This is a genomic window from Longimicrobium sp., from assembly GCF_036399255.1.
Taxonomy (GTDB): Bacteria; Gemmatimonadota; Gemmatimonadetes; order Longimicrobiales; family Longimicrobiaceae; genus Longimicrobium.
In genome coordinates, this window is the sequence record NZ_DASWNM010000070.1 from 1 (window position 1) to 24,282 (window position 24,282).

The 24,282-nt window shown below is 69.4% G+C and carries 19 protein-coding genes; 11 read left to right on the forward strand and 8 right to left on the reverse strand.

Annotation, left to right across the window (positions count from 1 at the left end; all coding sequences use genetic code 11):
• Positions 1 to 542: 542 nt before the first annotated feature.
• The 3 genes from VGC13_RS10870 to gluQRS all read right to left on the reverse strand — a co-directional run bounded on the left by VGC13_RS10870 (position 543) and on the right by gluQRS (position 4,071).
• Complete coding sequence (locus VGC13_RS10870; RefSeq protein WP_331125277.1) at positions 543 to 1,685, reverse strand: copper oxidase; 1,143 nt, start codon at positions 1,683 to 1,685, stop codon at positions 543 to 545.
• 493 nt (positions 1,686 to 2,178) lie between these two features.
• Positions 2,179 to 2,946: a hypothetical protein gene (locus VGC13_RS10875; RefSeq protein ID WP_331125278.1), complete on the reverse strand. Its 768-nt coding sequence runs from the start codon at positions 2,944 to 2,946 to the stop codon at positions 2,179 to 2,181.
• 153 nt (positions 2,947 to 3,099) lie between these two features.
• The gene (gluQRS, locus tag VGC13_RS10880; protein ID WP_331125279.1) at positions 3,100 to 4,071 is read right to left on the reverse strand and encodes a tRNA glutamyl-Q(34) synthetase GluQRS; all 972 of its coding nucleotides are present in this window, start codon (positions 4,069 to 4,071) and stop codon (positions 3,100 to 3,102) included.
• Between the two features lie 634 nt (positions 4,072 to 4,705).
• On the opposite strand from gluQRS, the gene VGC13_RS10885 reads away from it, so the two are divergent.
• Complete coding sequence (locus tag VGC13_RS10885) at positions 4,706 to 5,851, forward strand: lytic transglycosylase domain-containing protein (protein WP_331125280.1); 1,146 nt, start codon at positions 4,706 to 4,708, stop codon at positions 5,849 to 5,851.
• A gap of 405 nt (positions 5,852 to 6,256) precedes the next feature.
• Here VGC13_RS10885 and VGC13_RS10890 read toward each other — a convergent pair whose 3' ends face one another.
• Both VGC13_RS10890 and VGC13_RS10895 read right to left on the reverse strand, forming a co-directional pair.
• On the reverse strand, positions 6,257 to 7,018 hold the full coding sequence (locus tag VGC13_RS10890; protein ID WP_331125281.1) for a hypothetical protein: 762 nt from the start codon (positions 7,016 to 7,018) through the stop codon (positions 6,257 to 6,259).
• A 7-nt stretch (positions 7,019 to 7,025) separates the two neighbouring features.
• Positions 7,026 to 8,771 carry a hypothetical protein gene (locus VGC13_RS10895; RefSeq protein WP_331125282.1) on the reverse strand — a complete coding sequence of 582 codons (1,746 nt, stop codon included), beginning with the start codon at positions 8,769 to 8,771 and terminating at the stop codon, positions 7,026 to 7,028.
• Positions 8,772 to 9,080: 309 nt separating this feature from the next.
• Here VGC13_RS10895 and VGC13_RS10900 point away from each other — a divergent pair, with 309 nt between their 5' ends.
• The 3 genes from VGC13_RS10900 to VGC13_RS10910 all read left to right on the forward strand — a co-directional run bounded on the left by VGC13_RS10900 (position 9,081) and on the right by VGC13_RS10910 (position 11,969).
• The gene (locus VGC13_RS10900) at positions 9,081 to 10,016 is read left to right on the forward strand and encodes an alkaline phosphatase family protein (RefSeq protein ID WP_331125283.1); all 936 of its coding nucleotides are present in this window, start codon (positions 9,081 to 9,083) and stop codon (positions 10,014 to 10,016) included.
• Positions 10,017 to 10,689: 673 nt separating this feature from the next.
• Complete coding sequence (locus tag VGC13_RS10905; RefSeq protein WP_331125284.1) at positions 10,690 to 11,295, forward strand: hypothetical protein; 606 nt, start codon at positions 10,690 to 10,692, stop codon at positions 11,293 to 11,295.
• Positions 11,292 to 11,969, forward strand: coding sequence for an HAD-IA family hydrolase (locus VGC13_RS10910; protein WP_331125285.1), 678 nt, complete (start codon positions 11,292 to 11,294; stop codon positions 11,967 to 11,969). Before VGC13_RS10905 ends, VGC13_RS10910 begins: the two co-directional genes overlap by 4 nt.
• A 55-nt stretch (positions 11,970 to 12,024) precedes the next feature.
• Here VGC13_RS10910 and VGC13_RS10915 read toward each other — a convergent pair whose 3' ends face one another.
• Positions 12,025 to 12,438 carry a hypothetical protein gene (locus tag VGC13_RS10915; RefSeq protein WP_331125286.1) on the reverse strand — a complete coding sequence of 138 codons (414 nt, stop codon included), beginning with the start codon at positions 12,436 to 12,438 and terminating at the stop codon, positions 12,025 to 12,027.
• A gap of 423 nt (positions 12,439 to 12,861) precedes the next feature.
• Here VGC13_RS10915 and VGC13_RS10920 point away from each other — a divergent pair, with 423 nt between their 5' ends.
• The 6 genes from VGC13_RS10920 (at position 12,862) to VGC13_RS10945 (ending at position 19,807) form a co-directional block, all read left to right on the forward strand.
• The gene (locus VGC13_RS10920; RefSeq protein WP_331125287.1) at positions 12,862 to 14,016 is read left to right on the forward strand and encodes a saccharopine dehydrogenase family protein; all 1,155 of its coding nucleotides are present in this window, start codon (positions 12,862 to 12,864) and stop codon (positions 14,014 to 14,016) included.
• A 762-nt stretch (positions 14,017 to 14,778) separates the two neighbouring features.
• Positions 14,779 to 15,054 (forward strand): autorepressor SdpR family transcription factor, encoded by a 276-nt coding sequence (locus VGC13_RS10925; RefSeq protein WP_331125288.1) that lies wholly within the window; start codon positions 14,779 to 14,781, stop codon positions 15,052 to 15,054.
• Positions 15,051 to 15,698, forward strand: a complete 648-nt coding sequence (locus VGC13_RS10930; RefSeq protein WP_331125289.1) for an SdpI family protein — start codon at positions 15,051 to 15,053, stop codon at positions 15,696 to 15,698. The genes VGC13_RS10925 and VGC13_RS10930 overlap by 4 nt, the downstream gene beginning before the upstream one ends.
• A gap of 32 nt (positions 15,699 to 15,730) precedes the next feature.
• The gene (locus VGC13_RS10935) at positions 15,731 to 17,101 is read left to right on the forward strand and encodes an alpha/beta fold hydrolase (RefSeq protein WP_331125290.1); all 1,371 of its coding nucleotides are present in this window, start codon (positions 15,731 to 15,733) and stop codon (positions 17,099 to 17,101) included.
• A 500-nt stretch (positions 17,102 to 17,601) separates the two neighbouring features.
• Complete coding sequence (ettA, locus tag VGC13_RS10940; RefSeq protein ID WP_331125291.1) at positions 17,602 to 19,293, forward strand: energy-dependent translational throttle protein EttA; 1,692 nt, start codon at positions 17,602 to 17,604, stop codon at positions 19,291 to 19,293.
• A gap of 343 nt (positions 19,294 to 19,636) precedes the next feature.
• A complete protein-coding gene (locus tag VGC13_RS10945; protein ID WP_331125292.1) occupies positions 19,637 to 19,807 on the forward strand; it encodes a hypothetical protein in 171 nt (56 codons plus the stop codon).
• Between the two features lie 352 nt (positions 19,808 to 20,159).
• On the opposite strand, the gene VGC13_RS10950 is transcribed toward VGC13_RS10945, so the two are convergent.
• Together VGC13_RS10950 and rho are read right to left on the reverse strand one after the other, a co-directional pair.
• A complete protein-coding gene (locus tag VGC13_RS10950; RefSeq protein ID WP_331125293.1) occupies positions 20,160 to 21,035 on the reverse strand; it encodes an N-acetylmuramoyl-L-alanine amidase in 876 nt (291 codons plus the stop codon).
• Positions 21,036 to 21,661: 626 nt separating this feature from the next.
• Positions 21,662 to 22,933 (reverse strand): transcription termination factor Rho, encoded by a 1,272-nt coding sequence (gene rho / locus VGC13_RS10955; RefSeq protein WP_414682987.1) that lies wholly within the window; start codon positions 22,931 to 22,933, stop codon positions 21,662 to 21,664.
• Positions 22,934 to 23,155: 222 nt separating this feature from the next.
• On the opposite strand from rho, the gene VGC13_RS10960 reads away from it, so the two are divergent.
• Positions 23,156 to 24,229: a site-2 protease family protein gene (locus tag VGC13_RS10960; RefSeq protein WP_331125295.1), complete on the forward strand. Its 1,074-nt coding sequence runs from the start codon at positions 23,156 to 23,158 to the stop codon at positions 24,227 to 24,229.
• The last annotated feature ends 53 nt before the right edge of the window (positions 24,230 to 24,282 follow it).

A 24,282-nucleotide genomic window follows, 5' to 3' on the forward strand; every position in this document is an offset into this window, starting at 1 on the left:
CTTGCGGCTACGACACGGGCGGACAGGGCCAGTGCCGGAGCGGTGCAGCGGGGCACCAGCAGCAGACAGTAGATTTCTCAGTCGGCGCGCAGGATTTCGTGCGAGCCGATGGTGCGGTGTGGCGCCTCCTTCGAAATGACAACGGGCGCGAGCGCAGGGATTCTTAAACACCCTCTGAGGGAGCCCACCACCTGAAACCAGAAGATCGACCAGCAGATTGCGCCCGACCGAGGGACCTCGTCTGGGTGGCGCAGGGGCCAGATCAGGGCACGGGACCAGCCCCGTCGTTCTGCTGGCGAGGTCCTTCGGTCGGCGCCATGGTTTTCGTACCAGCAAATAGAGGAGCGGCGCCTCCCTCAGGAAGTCAATCAGGGGTCAGGGTTGGCAACACCCTCTCAGGAAGTCAATCGGCCTGGAGCGCTGCGCATCCCTCGATCAATCGCGCGAATGGACCTGGCAACATTGTCCGGATACGCATTATCCGGATGCGCGAACGGGCCCGTCCGGGGAGGACGGGCCCGCGTCGTATCGCGGAGCGGCGCCTACTTTTCGACGATCAGCGCCGTGACCATCCCGAACATGCCGTTCGGAGCCTCCGCGTGGGGAAGGATGTGGCAGTGGAAGGCCCACACGCCGGGGTTGTTGCAGTTCACGATCACGTCCCACCGCTCGCCCGGCGCCACGTTCAGCGTGTCGCACTTCCAGGGCTGCGGCTGGGCCCAGCCGTCCTTGTCGATCACCGTCATGTGCATGCCGTGCAGGTGCATGGGGTGAATCATCATCCCCTCGTTCATGAAGCGGATGCGCACCTTTTGCCCCATCTTCGCCACGATCGGCTCCGTGGCGGGAAAGCCCTTGCCGTTGATGGTGTAGCCGTGCATGCCGTCGTTCAGGATCATCACGTAGTCCACGTCCACCCGCTCGATGGCGCGGGGGCTGCGCGGCTCGATGATGAAGGCGCCCAGCAGGCCCTTGCCCACCTGCTCGGCCGCGTTGTGGTGCGAGTGGTACATGTGCGAGCCCGAGTTGCCCGCGGGCGCCGTGAACTCGTACGTGTACGTTTCGCCCGGCTTGATGGGCGGCTGGGTGATGAAGGGCACGCCGTCCTGGTCGTTGGGCAGTTCCACGCCGTGAAAGTGCATGGCGGTGGACTGCTCCAGCCGGTTGTGGACGATCACGCGCACCCGGTCGCCCTCGCGCACCCGGATCTGCGGGCCGGGCACCTGCTGGTTGTAGGCGAAGGCCTCGACCCGCTTGCCGGGCTCCGTCTCCCACTGGATCTTCTCGGCGGTCAGCTCGTAGACCTTTACGCCGTTCTCCACGCGCGGCGCGAACGGCTGGTTGCCCTTGCCCGCGGTCTTGGCGGGGAACGACTTGATGCCGGCCTCGTGGTGCGCGTCCATGGCGTCGGCCGCGGCGCGGATCTCGGCGGGCGTCTTGGGATGCGGCGCGGTGGTGCCGCCGGTGTGGTTGCTGTCGGTGGCGGTGCCGCCGTGGGTGCCCGCCGCCGCCGTGCCGGCCGCCGCCGTGCCGGCCGCCGGCGCCGCGGGCGCGGCCTTTTCGCCGCCGCCGTTGCCGCACGCCGCCGCCACCACAGGCACGGCCAGCCCCAGGGCCGACACGCGAAGAAAGTCGCGCCGCGAAGGCGTGGCCGGTGCAGTCTGGGTATCGTTGGGTGCGCTCATGGCTCCGTTGCTTCCAAAAGAATCCGTTGTGCCCCGCCGCGCCGATGGGTCCGCGGCGGCGCCCGCCGTCTTGCCGGGCGACGCGGATAACTTACGGGATCGGCGTTCCCGCCTGTGTAGGCGGGTCGCCGCGAGCCATGCGGGGGAACGGATGGATCATCCGCGGAGTGCACCCCGCCGTGTCCGCCGCAGATGTAGGGGAACGCCCCACCGACAGGGCAGATTGTACCAGATTTTCGAAAAGAATCATCGTACAGAGGAACAGAGTCAGACAGAGGATGCGGGCCGAAAGATCATCGTGGTTCCTCTGTCTGACCCGGTTCCTCTGTATCCATAAAGGTGTTGCTTTCCCGGATTCGGCGGTACGCGTCGAGCGTGGGGGAAACGAGAGGGGACGCGGATGAAATCTCTCATCCGCGTCCCCTTCATTTCTCCCCAGGTACTCGGTATCAGGCGCTAGGTACCAGGCACTTGATACTGGGCACTGCTTCCCTCAGAACCGCCAGGAAAGCCCGGCCCGCAGCATCAGGATGTTGGCCGCGGCGGCGTCGTACTCCACCGTCACGTTGTCCTGGAACAGCCCGCCCAGCAGCACCTCGTCGCGGGCCGCGATGCGGTCCTTGTCCCAGAAGGTGATGTAGTCTTCCACGCCGAACGAGAGCGCCAGCCCCCGCGTTCCGATGTTGGTGGCCGCGTCGAAGGCGATGTTCAGCGCGAAGTTGCGGGCGCTGCCGGTGACGTCGTCGTTGTCGAAGCCCTCGATCTCGGGAAAGTCGGCCCACACCAGCGCGGGCGCCACCGTTACGTACGCCGCCGGGTGAAAGCGCCGGTTGTCGGGGAGGGGGTCCGGCAGGCGGTACTGCACGCCGGCCTTGAGAAACCAGATCTCCGGGCCGTTGGTTTCGAAGAACTCCTGGTTGCCCTCCAGGTCCGTCACCGTCAGCTGGTCCTCGTCGGCCGCGCTGTACGACACGCTGGCCACGATGTTCAGCGGGCGGGCCACCGCGAACGACGCGTCCAGCCCCACGGCCGCGCCGCCGCCGCGGTCCTCGTCGAGCTGAAGCTGGTCGCCGCCCTCGGTGAGCACGAAGTATTCGCCGCTGCCGTAGGGAACGCGAAAGCCCACCCACGGGGTGACGGCGAAGCGCGTGTAGGGCACCAGCTCGGCGCGGGGGGGAGAGGCAAAGCCTCCGTCGTTCTGTGCGGCGGCGGCGGCGGGCAGCGCAAGCAGCCCGGCCAGGGCAAGCACACCGAATTGCATCGGGTTCCTCCAGGAAAGTGCCGAAGAAGGGGGGACGAACGGTGCTTCTTCGGAGGGGGGATGTCGGGTGATTGCAGGCAAAATAGCGCGCAAGCGGCCGTCGCGGAATAGTTTCCGTCGCAAACACCCGCTGCCACGGCGGATGGATGCAGTTCAGCCGCCGCGCAGCCGCGCCAGGTCCGCCTCCGAAACGGTCGTCGGCTCCCGGGAAAGGCGCGCCACGTCGAAGCGCCTGACGAGTTCCGCCGGGCGCGCATCCTCCCCCGGCGCCGCCAGGCCGCAGCTGGCCGCCAGCCAGCCCGCTACGCGCTCGGGCGGCACGCCGGCCTCGCGCAGGTCGCCCAGCGAGACGGCGCCGTGGCGCTTGGCCAGCCGCTCGCCGTCGGGCCCCAGCATCAGCGGCACGTGGACGAACGCCGGCACGGGGAGGTCCAGCGCCCGGCACAGCAGGATCTGCCGCGCGGTGCTGGAGAGCAGGTCCGCGCCGCGCACCACGTGCGTCATCCCCATCGCCGCGTCATCGACGACGACGGCCAGCTGGTACGCGGCCGCGCCGTCCCTGCGCCGCACCACGAAATCGCCGCCCTCCGCCGCGGGGTCGAAGCAGCAGTCCCCCATCACCCCGTCCGCAAAGCAGACGGCGCCCGGCTCCACCCGCATCCGCAGCGCGAACAGCGAGCGCCCGTGCGCCATCAGCGAGGGAACGGCGGGGTCCACCCGGTGGTCGCGGCAGGCGCCGGTGTAGCGCGGCCCCTCTTCCCCCGCGTGCGGCGCGCTGGCGGCCTGGGCGATGTCCTTGCGCGAGCAGGTGCACTCGAACAGCAGGCCGCGCTGTGCCAGCGTCCGCAGCGCCGCGTCGTAGCGCTCCTGCCGCTGCGACTGCACGTAGGGACCAAAGGGGCCGCCCACGTCGGGCCCCTCGTCCCAGTCCAGCCCCAGCCAGCGCAGCTCGTCCAGCTGCCGCTCCATGATCCCTGGCCGTACCCGGCCAAAGTCCAGGTCCTCGACGCGCATGACGAACGCGCCGCCGTGCGCCCGCGCGTGCAGCCACGCGAGGAGCGCCGTGCGCGCGTTGCCCAGGTGCAGCGCGCCGGTGGGGCTGGGGGCAAATCGTCCGCGAACCATGTGCGCCAACTTCGCGCGGCGGGGGGATCATGGCAACGGGCGGGTCGAAGGGCCGGTGTGCGACGAAGGGCATCGAACTGCGCCCGCCGGGGTGCCCCTCCCCCGGCCCCTCCCCGTTCGTTCCTCACGGAGAGGGGAGGAAGGAGCAGAAGGGGTTGTGTGCTGCGACTGGCATTTGGCTGGCGCCCGACGGGGCCCCCTCTCCCCCGGCCCCTCTCCCCCGCGGAGCGGGAGAAAGGGGAGAATTCGATCCCGTTTCGACAGCCTGCGTTGGCGTGTTCGCTTGCCCGGCACATCAGGTAGTTCGGTACGCGTCACCTCTCTCCCGCGCTGTTTGCGGGGGAGAGGCCGGGAGAGGGGGCCACTCTCGGACGCAGTTCGATCCTTGTCGCAGCGCCACCCAACGCCTTCGAAAAACCGGGAAGATGCCGCCTCCGTGAAGAAGCCGAATCCGGGAAAATCGACCCAATCGGTTGACTAAGCCGTTGTCTGCGTTTAGCTTAGGGGCACATCGACAACGTCTATCCGCTTTGGCGACCGCCTTTTACGAGGTGGTCGCACTCTATGCGCGGCACGCCCGCGCACTCCAGAAACATCGCAGGTCACAGCACCCGCGCTTGCCATGGGAGGCCGCATGCAATTCAGGTCCGCTTTCCCCGTAGCCGTGCTCCTGGGCGCCGTTCTGGGCGCCGCAGCCGTCGGCGATGAGGGCCGGGAGAACGCACCTGTTTCGGCCGTGGCCACGGGCATCGTCCGCGAGGCCAACGCGGCGGTCAGCGGCGCCTCGTGGGACATCCCCGTGGTCCGCAACGCCCCGGTGGAGCGCTTCATCGGCATCTTCAGCGGGCGGCAGCAGGACCGCATGGCGCTGTACCTCAAGCGCAGCGGCCGCTACGAGGGGATGATCCGCGCCAAGCTGCGCGAGCGCGGCATGCCCGAGGACCTGCTGTACCTTTCGATGATCGAGTCGGGCTTCAACCCCACCGCAAAGTCGCACGCGTCGGCGGTGGGCCTGTGGCAGTTCATCGAGGACACCGGCGAGCGCTACGGCCTGCGCGTCGATGGGTACGTGGACGAGCGCAGGCACCCCGAAAAGTCCACCGACGCCGCGCTCAGCTACCTGGAAGACCTGCACGGCCAGTTTGGCTCGTGGTACCTGGCCGCCGCCGCGTACAACACCGGCGAGGGCCGCGTTGCCCGGGTGATGCGGCAGGTGACGGGCAAGGAAAAGGGCAAGGACGCCGACTTCTGGCGCATCCGCAGCCGCCTGCCCAGCGAGACGCGCGAGTACGTGCCGCTGATGGTGGCCGCCGCGCTCATCGGCAAGGAGCCGGCGAAGTACGGGCTGGGCAGCGTGCAGCGCTGGATGCCGCTGGAGAGCGACGAGGTGCAGGTGCCCGCCGGCACGCGCCTTTCGGTGGTGGCGCAGGCGGTGGGCGTCAGCGAGAACGAGGTCAAGCGCCTGAACCCGCACCTGGTGCGGTCCATGACGCCCCCGGGCAAAAAGGCGTACGCGGTGCGCGTGCCCCGCGGCCGCAGCCAGCGCTTTGCCGCCGCCTTCGCGGGCATCCAGAAGCAGGCCGCCGAGAACGCCGCCCGCGAGCGCCGCGAGGAGCAGCGCCGCCTGGCCGCCGCCCGCAGGCACACCGTCCGCCGCGGAGAGAGCCTGTGGACCATCGCGCGCCGCTACGACACCACGGTCAAGAAGGTGCAGGCCGCCAACAACCTGGGCCGCCGCAACCGCATCCGCCCCGGCCAGCGCCTGGTCATCCCGAGCTGATCGGGTGACGATAGACGAACGACCCGGCCCTCGCGAGGATCTCGTGGGGGCCGGTTTTCGTTCCCTTCCCGTCGTTGCTGGCTATTCCCTGTTCCCTGTTCCCTGCTGTTCGGGCGTGTCCCTCCGCTGCGCTCCGGGCCGGGCTGCGCGCGCCGTAGGCAACGATACGACTGTTGCCAACGGCGCCGAGCCCCCGGCGCTCACCGTCCCCTGCGCGTTCCCGCCGCCCTCGTGCGTGCGCGCCGTGTTCTCGGCCCTGCGGGCGCGCATCCCTCACGCAACCGCAGCCACCCCGAGTAACGGACGCGACGTCCGCGACCGAACACCGGCCCCCGCGAAGATCTCGCGGGGGCCGATTTGCCGTCCAATCCTGTCGTTGCTGGCTATCCCCTGTTCCCTATTCCCTCAGCAGCGCAGAACGGCCGGGCCGGATGCCCCGTGCACGTAGCGCGCGGGGCTGAAGTCCGCGCCCGCCGTCTGAAAGTAGCGGCGCCAGAACTCCCGCACGCGCACTCCCTCCGCCTTCGACGCGTCCGCGCCCACCACGGCCACGCAGACGCCCTCCAGCGAAGGGATGAGGCCCTGCTGCTGCCGCGCGGCGATCCAGGCGCTGTCCGGCAGTCCGCCCTGTCGTTCCATGCAGACGCCCTCGCCCCGGGCGCACTGCAGCATGTCGGAGAGCACCACCAGCACCTTGCGCCCGCTGCCGGTGCCCTGGCCTGCCTGCTCCCCCGCCGTGTGCAGCGTGGCGAACAGGTCCGTGCCGTTGATGGGCTCCGTCTTGAACAGCGTCGTCACGTACCCGTCCGCCGTCATGCGCGCGAGCTCCAGCTCCTCCCGTTCCCGCTTCAGTGGCTGCGCGCCACTGGGAACGGGCATGGAGACCGCCCGCGGAACGGAGGCGTCGCGGATGCCCTCGGCGTGCGTGGCCAGCAGGACCAGCCGGTCGCCGAAGTTCAGCTCCTTGACCAGCGCGCGCAGCAGCTTTTCGTGGCCCTCACGCTCCGTGGGGGTCAGGCTGCTGGACATGTCCACCGCCACCACGTACTCCGTCGCGGGCGGCGGCGGAGGCGGGGGAGGAGGAGGAGCGGCCTTGCCTTCGCGCCCGCAGGCGGCGGTGCAGGCGAGCGCGAGGATCGTGAGGGCGGATCGGCAGATGTTCATCATCGTCATCTCAGTCGGCGGCAATGCTTTCGGCTCCGTTCATCTCGGGATGCCGGTCGAGGTCAAGGTCCAGCAGGTGGTCCTGCAGGCGTTCGCATTCCGTGCGATACGCGTCCAGCGCGCGCGGGCGGTCCAGCGCAAAGCGTCCGGGGTCCGGCTGCGCGAACGAGACGCTCACCGGCACCCGGAAGGCGGCGATGTCGGCCACGTCCAGCCCGCGCAGCCGCGCGTTCTCGATGCGGAACGTCGACACCACGCCACGCAGCCGTTCGGCCTTCCCCTGCCAGTCGCGCAGCAGGTCCACCGCCAGCAGGTGCTCCACGCGCAGCATTCCCGCGCGCACCTCGTCCAGCGCCTGGTGCGCCGCCGCGCGCCGGTCGCCGAATTCCACGCTCAGGTCGGCCTGCCGCCGGGCGCGGTCGGCCGCGTGGTCGGCGACGGCCTGGGGGACCACGGAAAAGCGCTTCTCCTCGCGCAGGTAGCCCACCAGGATGGCGGCCAGCACCAGCGCGGCGTTCAGCCCCGCGATGGGAAGGTTCATCCCGTTGATGGCGCGGGCGTAGCTCTGCCGCTCCTCGCGCAGGCGCACCTCCTCGCGCGCGTTGGTTACGGCACGCCGCTTCTCCGCCGTCTCCAGCTCCGACGCTTCACTCGCTTCCGCCTGCTTCAGCTCCGTCTGCGTGGTGGCAAGCTCCTGCCGCGCCGTCGCCAGGCGCGCCTCGGCGGCGGGAAGCACCCCCGTGCGGGCCAGCGCCAGCATCAACACGATCACCGCGGCACCGAACACCGCGCCGCCGGCCGGCCACGCGCTCTGCCGCCAGATGTGCGCGTTGGACGCGGAAACGCTTCCCTTGCGGTGCCGGAACAGCGCCACCAGCGTGCGCAGGTGCCCGCCGCAGGTGTGCCCCAGGAACAGCAGAAGCAGCACGACCACCAGCGCCAGCACGGAGGGCTCCGGGTACACCAGCGCCTTCTTGACCATGGTGGCGATGCCGTGCAGGTCGGACAGGCCGTTGCTCAGCTGCCGCTCTTCCCACTCGGCAAAGCCCTGGTCCAGCAGGGTGTTCGCGGGGAACAGCTCCACGAACACCGGGTGGTTGGCGAAGAAGTCCGCCAGCATCAGCAGCGGCATCAGCATCCAGAACCACAGGCTCTTCAGGTGCCGCTCGGCGTGGATCTCCTCGGTCGCGGCCTCCGGAGCGGCGGCGCCCGACGGCTGCGCGTCGTCGCGGACGATGCGCAGCGCGGGGACGCGCTCGGGGAGCGGGGCGCGAGGGCCCAGGATGGCGCGTGCGGACGACGCGTTCGCCACCGCCCGGCGCGCGGCCGCGAGGCGCGTTCCGATCGCCTCCGTCTCGGCCGCGATCGCGCCCTGCAGTTGGCGATGCACGCGATCCACCCACCCGGACAGGACCTCGCGGGCGCGCTGCTCCAGCAGCACCTCCATCTCCAGCGGCTCGGTGCGCGGCAGGTCGTGGCGGGGCTGGCCCTTGTCCGCGTGCGCCGCGGCCAGCTCCGCCGCCTCCTTCTCCACCGCGGCGGCCCGGTACCCAAACCAGACTTCCGTGCGCTTGAGCACGTTGTGCACGGGATCGCCGTCGACCTCCGTCAGGTCGGCCGCGGTGCCGATGGCCCACCCGTTCTCCGCATCCACCACCAGCGTGGAATCGGCATCGGAAGGGCTCGCCCCGGCGGGGGGCGCGGGATCGGGAGCGTCGGCGGAGGGGCGTGGACGATTGAAGTTCGGAAGGCGCATCAGGGGACAAGCAGGGTTTGGATGAAACAAACGACGCCGTGGCAGACCCTACGGTGCCGCACACCACGAGGATTCACACGGTTTCATCGCAGAAACCGCGTCCAGAGGGAATCGATCGGAGACAAGGCGCGCGAAAATACCGATGAGAGATGGACGCCAGTATACGGGCAATTCGTATGTTTACGCAAGCGCGCTGCTACGGCGCACGTTGCAGCTGCTCGTCCGCTGGCGGTGACGACCCTGGCGTGTGCTGTTATCCTTTCATGCAGATGAGTCGGCCCGGCGGTTCCGTTTTCTCGCTCCCCGTGCATGAACGTGCCCCATCGCGCCATCCTGGTGTTCCTCGACGGCGTCGGCATCGGGGCGGACGATGCGGCGTTCAACGCGTTCGCCGCCGCGAGCCTCCCTCGCCTGCAAACGCTGCTCGGCGGCCGAAGGCTGGTCGCGGAGGAGATGGATGCCGACGGGCGCATCGTGGCGGAGCGGGCGGTGCTCGCGGCGGCGGACGCCACGCTGGGCGTCGAGGGCCTGCCGCAGAGCGGGACGGGGCAGACCACGCTGCTCACCGGCCGCAACGGTGCCGCGGAGTACGGGCGCCACTTTGGCCCCTGGGTGCCTACGCCGCTGCGCCCCATGCTGGCCGCCGAGAACCTGCTGCAGCGCGCGGTGGATGCGGGACGCACCGCGGCGTTCGCCAATGCCTATCCGCTCTCCGGCGCCCCCGCCGATCCGCGCATCTTTCGCCGCCCCGCCGGGCCCATGCTGGCCGCCCAGTCCGCCGGCGCGCTCACCCGCGGCGCCATGGAGCTGGCGGAGGGGCGCGCCGTGGCGTCGTCCATCACCAACGAGCGGTGGCGCGAGACGCTGGGCAGCGACATCCCCCAGGTCACGCCCGAGGAGGCCGCCCGCACCCTGGCCCGCATCGCCGCGGGGGCGGACGTGACGCTGTTCGCGCACTACGACACCGACTACACGGGCCACCGCGGCGCCCTGAACGGCGCAATCGCCGCGCTGGAGCGTGTGGACGCCTTCCTGGGCGCGCTGGCGGACGCGCTGCCGGCGGACACGCTGCTGGTCGTTTCCAGCGACCACGGCAACGTCGAGGACGTGCGCGGCGGGCACACCCTCAACCCCGTCCCCGTGCTGGCGCTGGGCGCCGGACACGAGCGCTTCGCGGATGCCGCTTCGCTGATGCACGTGACGCCGATGATCCTGGACGCGCTCGGCATCGCCCGCGCGGGTTGAGAGGGTGTTGCTAAACCTTCAAGCTCGCAACGAAGCGGTGACTTCCTGAGGGAGCGCACCACGCGTAACCAGAAGCCACACAACCGCCTGCGCGCGACCGAAGGATCTCGTCTGCCTTCGCGAAGGACTGTCCTCCGGGCGCGGCAGCCAGCCCCTCGGTTCTGCCGGCGAGATCCTTCGGTCGGCGCCAAAGTCCATCGTACCCGCAGGTTGCGTAGCGGCGCCTCCCTCAGGAAGTCAACGCTTGTGGACGGTTCAGCAACACCCTCTGAGAGTGTGTTCAGGAATCCGACGCTGCACATCCAGGCAGATCTACCAGCGCTGTCATTCCGAGGCCCGGCCACGCCGTAGCCTGCCTTCACACCAGAGGTTGCAGGGCCCGAGGAATCTACTGTCGGATTTGCTGGAGGGCAGACGCGGTAGCCCGTGCTGAACTCGCGGCTACGACACGGGCGGACAGGGCCAGTGCCGGAGCGATGCAGCGGGGCACCAGCAGCAGACAGTAGATTTCTCAGTCGGCGCGCAGGATTTCGTGCGAGCCGATGGTGCGGTGTGGCGCCTCCTTCGAAATGACATACGGGCGCGAGCAGGGGATTCTTGAACACGCTCTGGGGGGCTATCTGCAAGCGGCGGCGGGTGATAGACTGTCGCGGCCTACGACTGGGGAGGAGATGTGGCGGAGGGCGAACACGTATACGACGGCAGCGTGTACGATCCCATCACCCGGGACCAGGCGGAGGCCGTCTTTGCGGCGGGGGACCCGGGGGAGATCGGCCACGTCCTTCTCCGCCTGGCGCTGGCCGGCGCGGACGGGGAGTACGCGGAACAGCGTGCGCTGGAGCACGTCCGTCATCCCGACGTGTGGGTGCGCCGCAACGCCGCAACGGCGCTGGGCCACGTCGCCCGCATCTTCGAGCGTCTGGACCTGGACCGCACCGTTCCCGCGCTTCTCGCGCTGATGGCCGATCCTGAGGTGTTCGGATACGCCGACGATGCGCTGCGTGACCTGGAGCATTTTTGGGGCGTGAACCGCGGTGCATGGATGAACGACCCACGGCTTTGCGCCCTTGGATACAGCGACTTCGACGAGGTGGTAGAGGTGCAGATGACGGACGGAAGCGTGTTCCAGCATACCGGTGTGGATCCGGCTGCCTGGCGCGGCATGTGGACGACGCAGGATCCGGAGAAGCCGGACCTGCTCTCCCGCCTGAGCCCGTACCCGCGTCGCAAACTGCGCAGGCCGCGCATCACCCGGCGCAGCGAGCGGATGGCGGAATGAGCGGAACGACGCTGGAGGGGATTCGCGCGGTACTCTACGACTTCGACGGCACGCTGGCCGACAGCACCGAGCTCATCATGCGGTGCTACCGCCACACCATGCGCACGCACCTGGGCAGCGTGCCGCCCGACGACGTGTGGCTCAGCGGCTTCGGGATGACGCTGGAGTCGCAGATGCGCCGCTTTGGCCGCGATCCGGACGAGGTGGAGGCGATGCTGGATACGTATCGCGAGTACCAGAACAGCATCCACGACGACCTGCTGCGCCCGTTTCCGGATGCGGCACAGACGGTGGCGGAACTGGAGCGGCGCGGATACGGGCTGGCCATCGTCACCAGCAAGCACCGGCGGGCGGCGATGAAGGGGATGGAGCTGTGCGGGCTGGTGCGCCACTTCGACGTCATCGTGACCCCCGAGGACGTGGCGGAGCCCAAGCCGCACCCCGAGCCCGTGCTGCTGGCGCTGCAGAAGCTGGGCGTGGCGCCGCACGAGGCGCTGTTCGTGGGCGATTCTCCGCACGACATCGCATCCGGACGCGCCGCCGGCACCCGCACCGCCGCCGCCCTCTGGGGCCCCTTTCCCCGCCAGGCGCTGGAGGACGCGCGCCCCGACGCCTTTCTCCACGCCCAGCGCGACGTGCTGGCCCTGCTGAACGGCGGCGGGGCGGATCGATGAGGAATCGATCCGCCCCGTCCGGCACTGCTCCCGCCGGCGTGCTGCCGGCCGCGCCTCAGCAGACCTGCTGGCAGTTGTAGCCGGTGGCGCAGCTTCCGGTGCAGGAGAGCTGGCAGGTATCACAGCCGCTGCGGAGCGAACCGCAGAAATCCGTGAGCGCATTCCCGTGCACCGTCCCCTGCACGTCCGCGTCCGCGACCCGGGTCGCGAACGTCTCCACGGCCAGCTCTTCGATGTCGAGCTTCATCTTGCGCATTGGTGTTTCTCCCACCATCAGGTGATTCGGGTCGCGCCAGCCCTTGAGGCGCACGTTCGGATGGTAATAAAAACAGTCTGGAGGTGATTGGCGCAAGGCCACGGCCACGGAAGCCAAAGCAGTGGCCTGCCGAAGCGCGATCGAATTCTCCCCTTTTCTCCCGCGACAGCGAGAGAGAGGGGGCCTGTCGGGCGCCGGTTCGATCTCGTTCACCGAACCCTGAGCTGGCGGCGATCCCCCGGCAATGGCGAATGAATTCGCTGCAACAACCACACAAAGGCCGCCTTCGCGGACTGGATGCCTTGACCAGGGGGCAAGTGCCTGCCACGTAGCGGGTTGGGTGAAAGTGGCGATGTGCCCCCTCGTCGAAGCGGGATCGGATTCGCCCCGTTCTCCCGCGCAGCGGAAAGAGGGGCCGTGGGGAGAGGGGGTCCTGCCGGGCGCCGGTTCGATCTCGTTCGCCGGGCCGATCCACCGCCCCCCATCGGCCTCCACCGACACTTTCCTTCCGTTTCGTGCGTTACGCCCCGCGCGCTTTGCCATCCCCGCGCGCGACCGCTATCTTCCGCGCCCTTCACGACCCCCGCGCCGCGCGCGGGTGCGCACTCCGTTCACCCCGTTGCGAGTCTTATTTCCATGCGGATGCTGGTGCTGGGGGCGGGGCTGCAGGGTTCCGCCTGCGCCTACGACCTGCTTGCCTATACGGACCACGACGTGGTCCTGGCAGACCTGAACGTCGACAACCTTCCCGCGTTCCTGCAGCCCTACCTGGGCGGCCGGCTACGGGCGGTGACGGTGGACGCCAACGACCGCGCCGGCGTGCGGCAGCTGATGGAGGGCGTAAGCGCCACCATGAGCGCGTTTCCGTACTACTTCAACCACGGGATGACCGTGGCGGCGGTGGACGCGGGCTCGCACTTCTGCGACCTGGGCGGCAACACCCAGATCGTGCAGGACCAGAAGGCGCTGCACGCCCGCGCGGCCGAAAAGGGCGTCACCGTGGTGCCCGACTGCGGCCTGGCTCCCGGGATGGTGAACATCCTGGCCGAGCACGGCATCACGCAGCTGGACGAGGTGCACTCGGTGCGCATCAAGGTGGGCGGCCTGCCGCAGAAGCCGGAGCCCCCGCTGAACTACCAGGTGGTGTACAGCCTGGAAGGCGCGCTGGACTACTACACCACCCTGTCGTGGGTGCTGCGCGACGGAAAGCAGACGCAGGTGAAGGCGCTGTCCGAGATCGAGCACCTGGACTTTCCCGGCGTGGGCACGCTGGAGGCGTTCCACACCGCGGGCGGCCTGTCGACCATGGCGCAGCGGTACGAGGGCCGGATCCCCACGATGGAGTACAAGACGCTGCGCTACCCCGGCCACGCCGAGATCATGGCCGTGATGCGCGACATCGGCCTGATGGGGATGGAGCCGGTGAATGTAAAGGGCACCAGCGTGGTGCCGCGCGACGTCTTCATCTCCATCGTGGGCCCGCGGCTCAAGAAGGACTACCGCGAGAGCCCGGACCAGGTGGCGCTGCGCGTGGAGGCCGAGGGCATCGACAAGGGCGAGCGCGTGCGCTACCGCTACGACCTGCTGGACCGGTACGACGCCGAGACGGGGATCACGGCGATGATGCGCACCACCGGCTTCTCGCTGGCCATCACCGGCGCCATGCAGGCCGCCGGCAAGGTGAAGCCCGGCGTGTGGACCCCCGACGAGGCCATGCCCCCCCGCGAGTACATCGCCGCCCTCGCCGAGCGCGGCGTGGTGATCCAGGAGAGCCGCGTGGTCCTGCGGTAGGAAAGTGCGTGAGTGCGGGAGTGCGTTAGTGCGAAAGTGAAGAGGGCCCGGCGTGATGCCGGGCCTTTTTCGTCGTCGGCAGGTGGCGGATCCGGCAACGAGGCGCTTCGTAGGTATCAACTGGCGCCCGACGGGGGCCCCTCCCCGACCCCTCTCCGCTCGTTCCTCGCGGAGAGGGGAAAATTCGATCCCGCTCCGGCGTGGCTAACTCTCCGGGCCTCACCACCGGCTGCCTTTCACACCAACCTCCCCCAGGGTTTTTGGGGGAGGTGGGCCGGTGGTGCCGGCCCGGTGGGGGCGTGGCGGGTCGCGGCGAACTCTCCGGGCCTCACCACCGCCTGTCTTACATCAACCTCCCCCAGGGTTTTTGGGGGAGGTGGGCCGGTGGTGCCGGCCCGGAGGGGGCGTGCCGGGTCGCGGCGAACTCTTCGAGACTCACCACCGGCTGCCTTACACCAACCTCCCCCAGGGTTTTTGGGGGAGGTGGGCCGGTGGTGCCGGCCCGGAGGGGGCGTGGCGGGTCGCGGTTAGCTCTGCGAGCCTCACCACCGCCTGCGTTACACCAACCTCCCCCAGGGTTTTTGGGGGAGGTGGGCCGGTGGTGCCGGCCCGGTGGGGGCGTGCCGGCCCGGTGGGGGCGTGGCGGGTCGCGGCCACCCTTGACTCCTCATCTGAAATCCTATATTTAGATGATCGTCTAATAGACGTGTGTCTAATGGACGATGATCGATCACCAGGCGCACACCGGAGCCGCTGCCGCCGATGTTGGACGAAACCCTGCGCGCCCTGGGCGATCCCACGCGGCGCGAGATCCTGCGGGTGCTGCGCGGCGGAGACCTTACCGCGGGCGAGATCTCGGCCCGCTTTCCCATGACGGCCGCATCCGTGTCGCACCACCTGTCGGTGCTCAAGGAGGCCGGGCTGGTGCGGTCGGAGCGCAGCGGGCGCAACCTGGTCTACTCACTGGAGACGACGGTCTTCCAGGAGTTCCTTCAGCAGATGATGCAGATGTTCGGCAACAAGGAGGATGCGCGATGAGGAGCCGCTGGCTGGGCACCGCCGTGGCGGCGGCGATGTGGGCGTTCGTGGCGGCGGTCTACACCCGCCTGCCGCACCGCATCCCCTCGCACTGGAACCTGCGGGGCGAGGTGGACGGCTGGATGGAGAAGCCGTGGGGTGCGCTCATGCACCCCGCCATCGCCACCGCCATGCTGGCGACGCTCTGGCTGCTTCCCCGCATCGACCCGCGCCGCGCCAACCTGGAGCGCTTTGCCGAGGACCGGCGGCTGCTCGTCAACCTGATCATCCTGTTCTTTGCCGTGGTGCAGGGGGCCACGTACGGGCAGGCGCTGGGCTGGCCGGTGCAGGTGGACCGGGTGATCCTGGCCGCCGTGGGACTGCTGTTCGTGGGGCTGGGCAACTACCTGCCGCGCATCCGCAGCAACTGGTTCATGGGCATCCGCACCCCGTGGACGATGGACAACGAGCGCGTGTGGCGCGCCACCCACCGCGTGGGCGGCCGCGCCTTCGTGATCGCCGGGCTGGTGATGGCGGCCTCCGCGCTCCTTCCGGCGGACGTGCGCCCGTGGACCACGGGCGCGGCGATCGCGGCGGCGGTCGCGGTGCCGCTGGTCTACTCGTACGTCGCGTGGAAGCGCGACATGTCCGGACGGCCGGTCTGATGGCCGCCCGTTTCCCTGGATCAGGATCGATGATGCGCACGATGAACCGCGTCCTGCCGCGTCTGCGGCGCGGCGTGCTGGGCGTGTTGATGGCGGCGGTGCTGGCCGCCCCCGCCGCCGCGCAGACGCCGCAGGCGGAAGCCGCCCGGCAGATCGGCGCGTGGCTGCGGCTGATGGACGAGGGCCAGTACGCCGAAAGCTGGCGGCAGCTTGCCACGCCCGTACGCGGCCTGGCGCCGGCGGAAACGTGGGAGGCCACCGTCCGGCAGGCGCGCGCGCCGTATCCCGGCACCGTGCGGGGGCGCAGCGTGGAAGTCGCCGAGCCGATGGCGCAGCCGCCCGGCGCGCCCGCGGGCGAGTACGCGCGCCTGCGCTACCTGACCGCGTTCTCCGGCGGCACCTCCGCGCGCGAGACGGTGATGGCGCTGAAGGAAGGGGACGCGTGGCGCGCGGTGGGCTACTTCATCGCGCCGGGGGAGCGGCCGGACTACGGTGCGCCGGCGGACGCGCCGTACACCGCGGAGCAGGTGGCCGTCCCCACGCCGGCCGGCCACACGCTCGCCGGCACGTTCACGCTGCCGAAGGATGCCGCGGGACGCGTGCCGGCGGTGGTGCTCATCACCGGCTCGGGTTCGCAGGACCGCGACTCCGGCATTCCCGGCATCACAGGCTACCGCTTCTTCCGGCAGATCGCGGACTCGCTCAGCCGCCGCGGCATCGCCGTGCTGCGCCTGGACGACCGCGGCTGGGGCGCGTCCGGCGGCGACGCGTCGCGCGCCACCACGGCCGACCTGGCGGACGACACGCGCGCCGCGGTGGCGTGGCTGCGCGCCCGCGCGGAGGTCGATTCCGCCCGCATCGGCCTGGTCGGCCACAGCGAGGGCGGCATCATCGCGCCGATGGTCGCGGCGGACGACGCGCGGATCGCGGCGGTGGCGCTGCTGGCCGGGCAGGGGTGGACGGGCCGGCGGACCAGCGATTACCAGCTGCGCCGCGCGTGGACCGGGATGGGGATGTCGGAAGCGCGGATGGACTCGATGAAGGCCATCAACGACCCGCTCCGCGAGCAGCAGGCGGCGCAGGTTCCGTGGGTGCGGTTCTGGATGGACTTCGATCCCGCGCCCACGCTGCGGCGGGTGCGCGTGCCCGCGCTGGTGCTGCAGGGCGGCACCGACTGGCAGGTGGCGCCCGAACAGGCCGACGCCATCGCCGCCGCCCTGCGCGAGGGCGGCAACCGCGACGTGACCGTGCGCCTGTTCCCCGGCCTGAACCACCTGTTCCTGGCCGATCCCGCCGGCACTCCGGACCCGTCCACCTACGCCACGCTGCCTTCCAGGCAGGTGCCGGCGGAGGTGCTGGGCGCGCTGGCGGACTGGCTCGCAGAGCGCCTCCGCGCGCCCTGACTCCGCGCAATCCGGCGGGCATCATGCCGCCCGCCGCGGGAGCAAAGGGAGTTTGTTGCGATTCTGATCCAGTAACGTGCCGTCTGCTGAGCGAATGACGCGATTCTGATCCAGTAATGTGCCGCCCGCCCGCTGAGCGAATGAATTCGCCGCTGGAAAATCGCAAAGTCCGCCTTCGCGGACTCGGCGGCCCGGCGGTGTGCGGCGTCCCAGGCACCTGCGCGTCCGCTACCCGACCATTCTCCCGAGCTCCCGCCCGTTCACCCGTTCACCCGTTCACCCGTTCACCCGTTCACCCGTTCACCCCTTCACCCCTTCACCCGTTCACCCCTTCACCCCTTCACCCCTTCACCCCTTCACCCCTTCACCCCTTCACCCCTTCACCCCTTCACCCACCCCCGCCCTCCCGCCGACGCCGCCCGGGTGCTATCTTCCCGCCCGCAAACGACCTGTGCGGGGCGCGGCCGCCCCTGACCGACCTCTACCCGATCGCCCGAGCCATGAGCAACCTCGATACGTCGCGCTTCATCTACGTCATGAAGGAGCTGCGGAAGGTGGTGCCGCCCAACCGCGAGATCCTCAAGGGCATCTACCTCTCGTTCTATCCCGGCGCCAAGATCGGCGTGGTGGGCGCCAACGGCAGCGGCAAGAGCTCGCTGCTGCGCATCATGGCGGGCGTGGACAAGGACTTCAACGGCGAGGCGTGGGCCGCCGAAGGCACCCGCGTGGGCTACCTGGCCCAGGAGCCGGAGCTGGACCCCGCGCTGGACGTGCGCGGCAACGTGGAAGAGGCGGTGCGCGCCCAGCGCGAGCTGCTGCGCCGCTTCGACGAGGTGAACGCCAGCTTTGGCGACGTCAGCGACGACGACGCCATGAACAAGCTGCTCGACGAGCAGGCCCGGCTGCAGGACGCCATCGACGCGGCCAACCTGTGGGAGCTGGACCGCAAGATCGAGATCGCCATGGAGGCGCTGCGCCTGCCCCCCGCCGACGCGCGCATCGAGAACCTGTCCGGCGGCGAGAAGCGCCGCGTGGCGCTGTGCAAGGTGCTGCTGGAAGAGCCCGACCTGCTGCTGCTGGACGAGCCCACCAACCACCTCGACGCCGAGAGCGTGGCCTGGCTGGAGCACCACCTGGCCGCCTTTACGGGCACCATCGTGGCCATTACCCACGACCGCTACTTCCTGGACAACGTGGCCGAGTGGATCCTGGAGCTGGACCGCGGCGAGGGCATTCCCTGGAAGGGCAACTACAGCAGCTGGCTCGAGCAGAAGCAGGAGCGGCTGCGGAAGGAGGAGAAGCAGTCGTCCGCGCGCACCCGCAGCCTTGAGCGCGAGCTGGAGTGGGTGCGCATGGCGCCGCGCGCGCGGCAGGCCAAGAGCAAGGCCCGCCTGCAGGGGTACGAGCAACTGCTGAACGAGGACCAGCGGGAAAAGGTGACCACGGCCGAGATCATCATCCCCGCCGGGCCGCGCTTGGGCGACGAGGTGGTGATCGCCGACAAGGTGGCCAAGGGCTTCGGCGACCGGCTGCTCTTCGAGGGGATGGACTTTCGCCTGCCGCGCGGCGGCATCGTGGGTGTCATCGGGCCCAACGGCGCGGGCAAGACCACGCTGTTCCGCATGATCACCGGCAACGAGACGCCGGACTCGGGCTCGCTCAAGGTGGGCGCCACGGTAAAGCCGGCGTACGTGGACCAGAGCCGCGACTCGCTGGACGGCGAAAAGACGGTGTGGCAGGAGCTTTCGGGGGGCGAAGACACCATCGAGCTGGGCAAGGCCAAGGTCAACAGCCGCGCCTACTGCGGGTGGTTCAACTTCAAGGGGAGCGACCAGCAGAAGCTGGTGAAGACGCTGTCCGGCGGCGAGCGCAACCGGGTGCACCTGGCCAAGGTGCTCAAGGAGGGCGGCAACCTGATCCTGCTGGACGAGCCCACCAACGACCTGGACGTCGACACCCTGCGCGCGCTCGAAGAGGCGCTGCTGGACTTTGCCGGCTGCGCCGTGGTCATCAGCCACGACCGGTGGTTCCTTGACCGCATCGCCACGCACATCCTCGCCTTCGAGGGCGAGAGCCAGGTGGTGTGGTACGAGGGCAACTACCGCGACTACGAGGCCGACAAGAAGCGCCGCCTCGGCCCCGCCGCCGACATCCCGCACCGCATCAAGTACAAGAAGCTCGTGCGGGCGTAATCGCATCACGTCGGGCGGAAAGATCGCGGGGCGGCCGAGCTTGTCGGCCGCCCCGCTTCCGTTCGACTGCCGGCCGCCGCCGCACCGCTCGCTGGCGTATCATATCGAATCCGGGAAAACAACACCTTAAAGGTACAGAGGAACAGAGTCAGACAGAGAAGCGAGATGAAATACCATCTTGGTTCCTCTGTCTGACTCTGTTCCTCTGTACGATCATTCTTTTTCAGGATTTGGTATCAACCCACCTTCTGCGCCTCTGGTGCCTATCCACGGCCTCGTTACGATTGGATGCAATCCCTCAAGCCCGCGGCGATCAAGCACCCTTCTCTCCGAGGTATCCCCCATGAAGCTGAATCCCGAGTCGCTCACGGTCGATTCGTTCGACCTCACGCAGGACGTGTCTCCCTTCTACGTCATCGGCGAGCCTTCGGAGGATGTGGGGATCAGGTCGCGCTACTGCTCGCTCTACGATACCTGCAACACCTGCCGGTTTACGGATTGTCCCTGCGCGTAATTTCGGATGTCTGGAGGTGTTGGCCTTGAACTCTGAAGCCAAGATGCGCGACGAATACGACTTCACCCCTGAGCAGTTGCGGAACGCGGTACGTGGAAAGTATGCGACACGATTCCGTGAGGGTGTGAATCTTGTGCCGATCGATCCGATTTCCGGATGCCGAAGCCCTGAACCAGGCACTCAGGGCCATGGCCAGTATCATCCGGGCTCGGGAAGCCGGTGAGAAGGCAGCCTGACGACACTGCTGATCGACATGCACCCTGAGGCTGTTCCGCCACCCTCCAAGAAAGAGCCGACCCCGCGTGATGCGAGGCCGGCTCTTTCGTTTCCCCAACGTCGCGCGGTGGCTGGATCAACCGCCCTGGCCGGCGGGGAGGTTGGAGGTCTTGAGGAAGGTGGTCGGCAGCCAGCCGGTGATGCCGCCGGGGCCGCGTACGGCCACCCGCACCCAGCCGTCCTGGTCCTCCAGCGCCTCTACCTCGGTGTTCTGCGCCAGCGGGCTTCCCGCCACCGTGGGGTGGGTGAGCGCGGGGCCCGCGTGGATGTTCAGCGTGGTGGTGACGATGAAGCGCGGCGCGTCCGGCTGGTGCTCGCGGCGCATCACCCGCTCGCGGAACTTGGCGATGCCGAACGCCGGGCCGGGGTCCGTCTTGCGGCCGGGCGAGATCTCCTCGTGGCCCACCACGTCCTCCAGCCGGTACGCCTCCACCAGGGCGCGGGCCGCCCGGAACGCGGCGTCGACCTGCGCGTCGGTGTACCGCTGCCAGGCGCGCGGGCGCGACGTTCCGTCCACCGCCCGCGCGCCGTCCAGCATCAGCTCCGCCTCGGGAACCGCGGGGCCAATCCACTTGAACGACCCGTCCTCCTGCCGCCAGTAGCGCATCCACCCCTTGGTGGGGTGCTGAAACAGCTCGCCGTAGTTCACCATCTCGATGCCGATGGAGTGCCGGTTGAGCCCCGACACGCCCTGCCACTCGCTCTTTCCCGCGTGAAAGGCCACGCGGTCAAAGGCCATCATCTGCGTCACCCTTCCCTGACGGCTGATCACCAGGTGCGCGGACGCCTTGGACGCCGGGTTCTTGAACCAGTCCACCGCCGTGCTGCCGCCGTCCGCCGTGTAGTGCATCACCAGCCAGCGCGGCCGCAGCGGCGCGCCGCCGTGGGGCGACTGCACGAAGGGGAACGGAGAGCCGTCGTCGTCGAGAAGCCTGTGGCTGGAGATCTTCATCTGTGCACCTGCGGATGGGAGGGAACACCTGCGGAGACCCGCGTTCGCTGCAACGAACGGTCCCGCCGATGAGCGTGGCGCAAGCACTTGTGGATGATTGACTTACCTGTATCCCCCTTTGTCCCGGGCTCCTTGGATTGGGGCACCGGCGCCGCAACGTGGGGCGCGCGTGCGACGGCGGCGCCCTCTCCCCCGCCAGGCTTTTCGCTCGTTCCTCGCGACGACTGGCGCCCTCTCCCCCAAACGGCGGGGGAGGGGTGGGACCGGAACTGGGCTCGACGACAGGGATCGAACTGGCGCCCGCCGGCGCCCCCCTCTCCCGGCCTCTCCCCCCTGAACTGCAGGGGAGAGAGGTGACGCGAACGGAATCTCCGGTGCGCTCCGGGGAGGGCAGATGCGAGTAGAGTTGGTCGGAGCGGGATCGAATTCTCCCCTTTCTCCCGCTCCGCGGGGGAGAGGGGCCGGGGGAGAGGGGGCCCTGTCGGGCGCCAGTTCGATGCTTGTCGCCGAACCCCTGAGCCGCGCCCGCCAGAGCGCGGTCCAACACCATCGCGCACACACAAAGCCGGCCCCGCGATTTCGCGGGGCCGGCTCGTTCGTGTCCACCCGACGTGCTGCGCGGCGGGTCAGCCGCCGCGGGCCATGGAGTCCAGGAAGTCCTTGTTCGCCTTGGTCTTGCGCATGCGGCTGAGCAGGAAGTCGATGCTCTCCACCGGCGGCATGTCCGAGAGGAAGTTGCGCAGCAGGTACACCCGCGTGAGCTCCATCTCGCTCAGCAGCAGGTCCTCGCGGCGCGTGCCCGACCGGTTGATGTCGATCGCCGGGAAGATGCGCTTGTCGGCGATGTGGCGGTCCAGCGAGAGCTCCAGGTTGCCGGTGCCCTTGAACTCCTCGAAGATCACCTCGTCCATCCGGCTTCCCGTCTCCACCAGCGCCGTGGCGATGATGGTAAGGCTGCCGCCCTCCTCGATGTTGCGCGCCGCGCCAAAGAAGCGCTTTGGCTTGTGCAGCGCGTTGGCGTCCACGCCGCCCGACAGGATCTTGCCCGAGTGCGGCACCACCACGTTGTAGGCGCGCGCCAGGCGGGTGATGCTGTCCAGCAGGATCACCACGTCGCGGCCGTGCTCCACCAGGCGCTTCGCCTTTTCGAGCACCATCTCGGCCACCTGCGTGTGGCGGTCGGCCGGCTCGTCGAACGTGCTGCTGATGACCTCGGCGCGCACGTTTTCCTGCATGTCGGTCACCTCTTCGGGCCGCTCGTCGATCAGCAGCACGATCAGGTGCACCTCGGGGTGGTTCTCGGTGATCGCGTTGGCGATCTTCTGCATCAGGATGGTCTTGCCGGCCTTGGGCGGCGCCACGATGAGCCCGCGCTGCCCCTTGCCGATCGGCGCCACCAGGTCCATCACCCGCATGGAAAGGTCGGCGCTCGACGTTTCCAGGTGGATGCGCTGGTCCGGGTAGCGGGGGCGCAGGTTGTCGAAGGCCACGCGGTGCTTGGCCCGGTCCGGCTCGTCGCCGTTCACCCGCTCCACCTTGAGCAGGGCCAGGTAGCGCTCGCCCTCCTTGGGCGGACGCACCTGCCCCAGCACCGTGTCGCCGGTACGCAGGTCGAAGCGCTTGATCTGGCTGGGCGACACGTAGATGTCGTCGGGCCCGTACAGGTAGTTCCAGTCCTGCGAGCGCAGGAAGCCGTAGCCCTCGGGAAGAACCTCCAGCACCCCCTCGCCGCGCAGCACCACCTCGCTGTCGAGCAGGTTCTGCTCGATGCGGTAGATGAGGTCCTGCTTGCGGAGACCCGAGTAGTTGCTGATGCTGAGCTCCTCCGCCATCTCGTGGAGCTCGGCGATGCTCTTGGTCTTGATCGTGCTGATGTCCACGACTAGCTCCGAATGTATGTGCGAAGACCCATGGGCGCGGGGCCCGGGTCCGCTGGTATGTTCCGCTGTGTGGGAAGGGAAGCCAGGGAAGGGGGCGCGCCGTGCGCCGAAGCCTGCGGGTGTGGCGTCAGGAAACGTGGCCCCAACCTAAGCACCGTATACACGAAGGTCAAGAGAAAAGTGCCCGAGGATGCTGGGCCGTTCGCCGCGTGGCGCGTCGCCGAAGTGCATGACCAACAGGTGTTTCAGGCGCTTCTCCTTCCCGGACGCTCGCTTGCGGACGCCGACGTCCGCGCGTGGCTGGACCGCTGGCCCGGCCGCGTGTACGCGCAGTCCGGACCGCGCGGGACCGAGGTCACGCTGGCGCGCCGCATTCGCCCCCGGCCGCGCGAGCGGTGGTGGCTTCACCTGCTGCTGCTGGCCCTGACGGTCGCCGCCGCCACCGTGGCCGGCGCCGCGCTGGTGGACGGCAACCCCCTGGGCATCCGGAATTCGAGCGTGGGGGGGATTGCGATTCCCGTGCCCACCCGCCTTACACCCATGGCGGCCGCCCCCGGGCTCTGGTTCTCGCTTCCCCTGCTCCTCATCCTGGGGGTGCACGAGCTGGGGCACTACACGCTGGCGCGGCGGCACGGGATGGACGTGTCGCCGCCGTACTTCATCCCCGCGCCCTGGATGGTGAGCCTGATCGGCACCTTCGGCGCGTTCATCCGCCTGCGCTCGCCGCTGCTGAACCGCGCCGTGCTGCTGGACGTGGGCGCCGCGGGCCCCCTGGCCGGCTTTGCGCTCTCCGTCCCCGCCGTCGCCGTGGGCCTGGCGATGTCGCGGACGGTGGCGGACCCGCTCCCGCCGTGGGCCGCGGGAGTGCGCATCGGCGTGCTGGCCAACGGCGAGCTGCTGCCCATGGGCCAGTCGGCCCTGTTCGCGCTACTGCGCACCCTTTCGCCGGTGGGCGACGCCCCGTTCGTGGCGCTGCACCCGCTGGCGCTGGCGGGGTGGCTGGGGCTGTTCTTTACCGCGCTGAACCTGTTTCCCGTGAGCCAGCTGGACGGCGGGCACGTGGTCTACGCCCTGTCGCGGCGGGCGCACCGCCCGGCGGGGGTACTGACGATCGTCCTGCTGCTGGCGCTTTCGTGGGGGTGGCCGGGGTGGATGGCGTGGGCGGTGCTGGTGCTGGTGATCGGCCGGGGGCGGCTGGCGCACCCGCCGGTGTTCGACCCGGACTTCCGGCTGAGCCCGGCGCGGCGCGCGGTGGCCTGGGCGTGCATCGCCATCTTCTTCGCCACCCTGGTGCCGGTGCCCTTCCCCCTGTAGCCCCGCGGCGTGGGGGGATGAAGCCAGGGGGGCGGGCGGGCACTGTCCATTCA